We start from the raw sequence: 4,532 nt of genomic DNA on the forward strand, positions 1-4,532 counted from the left end.
CTGCACCTGGCACCACGATGGTGAGATGATGCGTGTATGCGTACTCATCCAAGATGCGTCTTAAACGTCTATCGAACTGTGCCAATTGTTTTTTGTGCTCACTGTCGCTTAGTCCGGCTTCTAGAAGCTTTTCTTGGTAGCTGTCTAGCGTGCCTTTGAGGTCAAACACGACCGTTTGAGGTGGTCGTGTTTGAATGACGAACGTGGTGCTGACTAGGATGAATCCTATTGAGAGCAGAGCAATCAGCAAGGCTGCGTGTCTTTTCATGCGTCGGTTTTCTCCTTGCGATAAATCTGTTGGTTAAATATCTCAATTTCATCCCCGTAGTAGTGCATGGCGGTTTGATTGACAGCATCCGTGACGTTCATGCCTTGTTTCATCAAGGTTTCGCAATACTCCGCTTCATGAGGCTCAGTAGAGAGACACGCCCTAGTAAACGGATCGGCAAAAAGGCGGTGGAAGGTGGTGTGTCCACCGGCTTTGAGCATTACCGAGCTGTAACCTGCGACCGCGGAAGCTTGGAAGCTTTTTAGGACAAATTGCTCATACGGCGAGAAATGTTCGGGGTTCTCTTTGATAAACTTATCCAGTCCACTGCCTTGCCGGAGAGTGATGTGGATGTCTGAGTTGTTAAACGCCGCGAGTGCTTCCGGTGTGCTGTAGAAGTCCTCAATGCCTTGTGTCACTGTGCAGAACGAACCACCGAATTTTCGCGCGGTGCGATAGCCAGTATTAATGAACTCTTGCGCTTGGGCGTTAGAGCCTGCCATCAGCGACCACGCCTCTTCAATAATGCACATCTTTGGTGTAGAACGACTGCCAGAGAGGTACATCTGCTGCGTGATACTCGACATCAGCGCAAAGATAACTGGTCGCATGATGTCAGAAGGAAAACCGTCTAACTCAATGGTGGTGAAATGCACGTTGGGATCAAGCATGGATGGCTTATTGAAGGTGTCACCGTAGATGCCGTCTGAACGGTACTTGTTAAGCTGCATGGCGATATCAGAGATGCGTTGGTCATGGTTGTTTTTTTCAGCCGCGGCAAAGAGCGCGTCTTGCACGTGGTCAACCAGTGTTTCACTTTTGTTCGCTTCCCAAGCGGTGATGATACAATCGGATAGCACCGCTTTTTCAAAATCGCCCATTTCACGAGACGGGCAGGCCATGGTCGCAAAAAGACCGGTAATGGTGTGCAGCGTTTCCTTGAGTGGGTTGACCTTTTCCCCTTTTTCATCGGTGTATTCATCCCCCTTTGCGATACGCTCAAGGTGGGTGAATGGGTTGAGGTAAATCTTCTCAGAGGTCATATAACTGCCACCGAGCATTAGGGTGAGTTTTTTAAAGCTTTTGCCTTTATCCAGCGCCCATATTTTCCCGTTCATGGCGTAGAGGGTTTCAGCGAGTTTTTGCACAAAGAAAGACTTGCCTGCTCCTGAGCCGCCAGTGAGTGCAATATTGTAGTTATCAGAGCCACAATTAAATGGGTCAAACCAAAACGCTTGCTGGCGCATGGTGGGGAGCATCATGCCGCCACTGAAGTTTTTTACATCCAATACCAGAGGCAGCAAGTTGGCCACGTTAGAGGTTTTCACATTGTGAATGTGGCCTGCCTTATCGCAATCGTCCCAAAAACCGTCGCTCATCATAAAAGGCAACGTGGTCATCAGTCCTTGGCTTTGCAGCATCGAGATAACTTGCATGTCGAGCCCGCCAGCACGAAACGCATTGATGGCGGATTGACGATGTAAGCGTTCCTCTTTTTTGTTTGTAAATAGGGTCAATGTGAGCTGCATGCTTGCCATCGCATTGAGTCCATCGGAAAGCTCATCACGAAGTTGTTCACGTACGCTCTTTTCCTTTTTGGCTTGCGGAAAAATCATTGCCATTGGGGATTTGAGTAATTTTTCTAACTCATTAATGCGCGCTCCGTTTTTATTGGTAAAGCTTCCTGTGTCTTGGTTGCGAAAGTTGAGCGTCATCAAGTGTGGGCATTGCACGTTTTTGGCGACATTTTTTAATGAAGAAAAGCAGTCAGGCAGCGAATACAAACGAAACGAGCGTGGCGTGTTGCGAAGACCAAGAGATATTAAACGAGGGGTAACCGTTTGGTCGTTACGGTTGGTAAAGCGGATGTCAGTGTAATTGCGACGAGTTAAAAACTCCGTATCACGAGAGAGAATTTGTTTATAAATGAGCTCTTCTGGTGCGTATTCGGACTCGCTCGGTTTGGTTTTGGTTAGGTCAAAGTTTAATATGCCTTCGACGTAGTTAATTAAGGTTTCTGGCGTGAGTGGCGTCAGGTTTAAGCCCGTTTGTGAGAGTGACGTATACAAGGATTCTTTACAGTCAATCACACTGTCAATATCGGCGGTGCTCGATACAAACAGCCATGCATCGTAATCTTTGACATCAAAGTAATGTTTTTGACGATGAAGGAAACCGTTTTGCGCAGCAAACTTACCATAGTCTGCTTCTTGTTGAGCCAGCTCAGCGCAAACGCCGCCACGTGCAGATTTGATGGCCGCGTTTTGCTCCATCATATGACTGACGTGGTTATGGCCTAACATGGAAAAGTGGTAGTCCCACTTTTTACCCGCAGGCAAATCCATGATGAGGCGATTAAATGAATCCACTAAGTCGTCATTTGCGCCGGCTAATATGCTGAGCTTAAAGCCAAACCCTTTAGTCTCCTTTTTGTTATGAAATAACCCTGTTTGTGTATCGTAGGTACGATAAGGCAGCTCAGAGTGCAGGTGGTTATATTCTCGTTTAGCATCTTGGTAGAAGCCTTTTAAATCTTTTGATACACCCATGGTATTAGTCCTTTTTTATCGACTGAACAGGACGACCTGTCCAAGTGGATTCATCAAGCAGAATGTAGATGTCCATAGTGTCGAGATAGGTTTTGGTGTCATCGGAGGTAAAGGGAAAAATCACCACTTTACGCACCGTATCTTGGGTTCGTGTTGGATGACCATCACGAGAGCGCCTTGGTAAGAGTGCAAATGGGTGATTGGCGAGTGCCTTAGCATCAATGGCATCTTGAGGGTGCGGCGCATCAATGGCGTTGCGGATTTCATCCATAGAGGCGCAGCCTGGTGACCCACCGATTTTTTGGCAGCTAAACTCGTCTTGAAACCCAGCCGAGCAGCCAGAGAGGGTGCTGATAAGCAGCACCATAATAGAAAAAGATTTGAGTGACATAAGGACTACCTTAATTGTTGGTTCACTTCATTGGCGAGCGGGTTAAGCGAGATGGTTTCTAAAATGCCGTTTGACTGGCTTTGTATGGCTTGCTCTTGTGCCAATTGCTCTTCGTATTGCTCAATACCTTCATCATCAAGTGGAAAGCCTTGGGTAAAGACGATATTGACGATGCCGCCAGGGTTGATTTCGATGAAAGGGTGGTATTGCTCAGCGAGCGCGATGTAGTAATCAGACAGCTTGCTACCGATTTCGGAGCTGGCGTTACCTAATAAACTCAATCCAAAATCTTCGCTGTTAGTACTGGACGTTGAGCCGAGCGCTGAGGTGGATGTGGTGCTTGCGAGTCCCGCGCCAGTTTCACCAAGGCCAGTCAAGATGCCGGAAATACCCGCCATTTGAACGATTTTGCCATTGCGAAGTATTGAGGTGCCGCGAATGCCATTGCGTCCAAAGTTAAACACCGTGCCTTGAACGGGAATATCAATGATGCGTCCGTCTTTGATGCAGCTTAGTGAGTTGGTGCGAACGATGCCGCGACTCGATGACAGCTCACCATAGACGCTGCCAATGATGGTGCAGTTCTTTAGATGAGACTTTTCACCATTGGGTAAAATGCCTTCATGGATGGTCTGAAAGACAATCGGGGCGGTATCGCTTTGACCAAACACGCCCGCATTCGCATCCGCGCCACCGGTGATTTTTGCGGTCACGAAACTGCCGGAGGGTACATAGTTTTCTGTGGTGCGACGATACGGCACTTTGGTTGTGTCTTCCCAGTGAAAATCAAACGAATCAAACCCTTGACCGCGGCTTTCGAAGTGCGTCTTATCGGAAGAGGTATATTGAAAATCGTCTTTTTGTAAATCATTGGTGGCGTAAGACGGAAGTGGTTTTGGTGGTAGCGGTCTTGCTCCAAAGGTATCGACTCCCCCATCAGCGATTGCCTCACCGCTGACATTTTGTGGTGTATTAACCTGTGAGTTGGATGGGGGACTGCTGTTACGCAGCGCTTCTTGACTCTGACGCAGTTCTTCTTTCAATCGGTCGTTTTCCGTTCTCATTTGCGCCAACGTGGTTTCATTGCGTTTGGTCAGACGTTCGTAATCCGCTTTAAGTTTGTCCATGCTCTCTTTGACATCTTTAATGTCTTGCCCCTGCAAAGTCAAAGCTGAGCGGTTGTCCTTGTCAGTGAAATCGTCGGTAATAATTTCACCAAAGTCAGGAGCGGCGGCTTCGACTTGTTCAGTCGAACCTAGACTTGTGCGAGGCTTTTTGAAGTGCTTAAACGCAAAGAACAACCCTGCCAGCAGCGCCAACACGC

At 47.8% G+C, this 4,532-nt stretch carries 4 protein-coding genes; all 4 read right to left on the minus strand.

Going from position 1 to position 4,532, the window contains the following annotated elements:
* The coding region (locus OU793_RS23585) for a conjugal transfer protein (protein WP_274647867.1) at positions 1-268 on the minus strand (268 nt) is incomplete at its 3' end.
* Positions 265-2,817 (minus strand): type IV secretion system protein TraC, encoded by a 2,553-nt coding sequence (traC, locus tag OU793_RS23590; protein ID WP_159408240.1) that lies wholly within the window; start codon positions 2,815-2,817, stop codon positions 265-267. The genes traC and OU793_RS23585, both read right to left, overlap by 4 nt.
* Before the next feature lie 4 nt (positions 2,818-2,821).
* Complete coding sequence (locus tag OU793_RS23595) at positions 2,822-3,208, minus strand: type IV conjugative transfer system protein TraV (RefSeq protein WP_159408241.1); 387 nt, start codon at positions 3,206-3,208, stop codon at positions 2,822-2,824.
* A 5-nt stretch (positions 3,209-3,213) separates the two neighbouring features.
* The coding region (locus OU793_RS23600; RefSeq protein ID WP_274647868.1) for a TrbI/VirB10 family protein at positions 3,214-4,532 on the minus strand (1,319 nt) is incomplete at its 5' end.

Origin of the sequence: Vibrio sp. VP6 (assembly GCF_028823755.1) — a bacterium.
Taxonomy (GTDB): Bacteria; Pseudomonadota; Gammaproteobacteria; order Enterobacterales; family Vibrionaceae; genus Vibrio; species Vibrio parahaemolyticus.

What these genes read in the sequence shown, in the direction of transcription:
- traC (WP_159408240.1), bottom strand. Translation starts at nt 2,817, where the DNA reads ATGGGTGTATCAAAAGATTTAAAAGGCTTCTACCAAGATGCTAAACGA.
- OU793_RS23595 (WP_159408241.1), bottom strand. Translation starts at nt 3,208, where the DNA reads ATGTCACTCAAATCTTTTTCTATTATGGTGCTGCTTATCAGCACCCTC.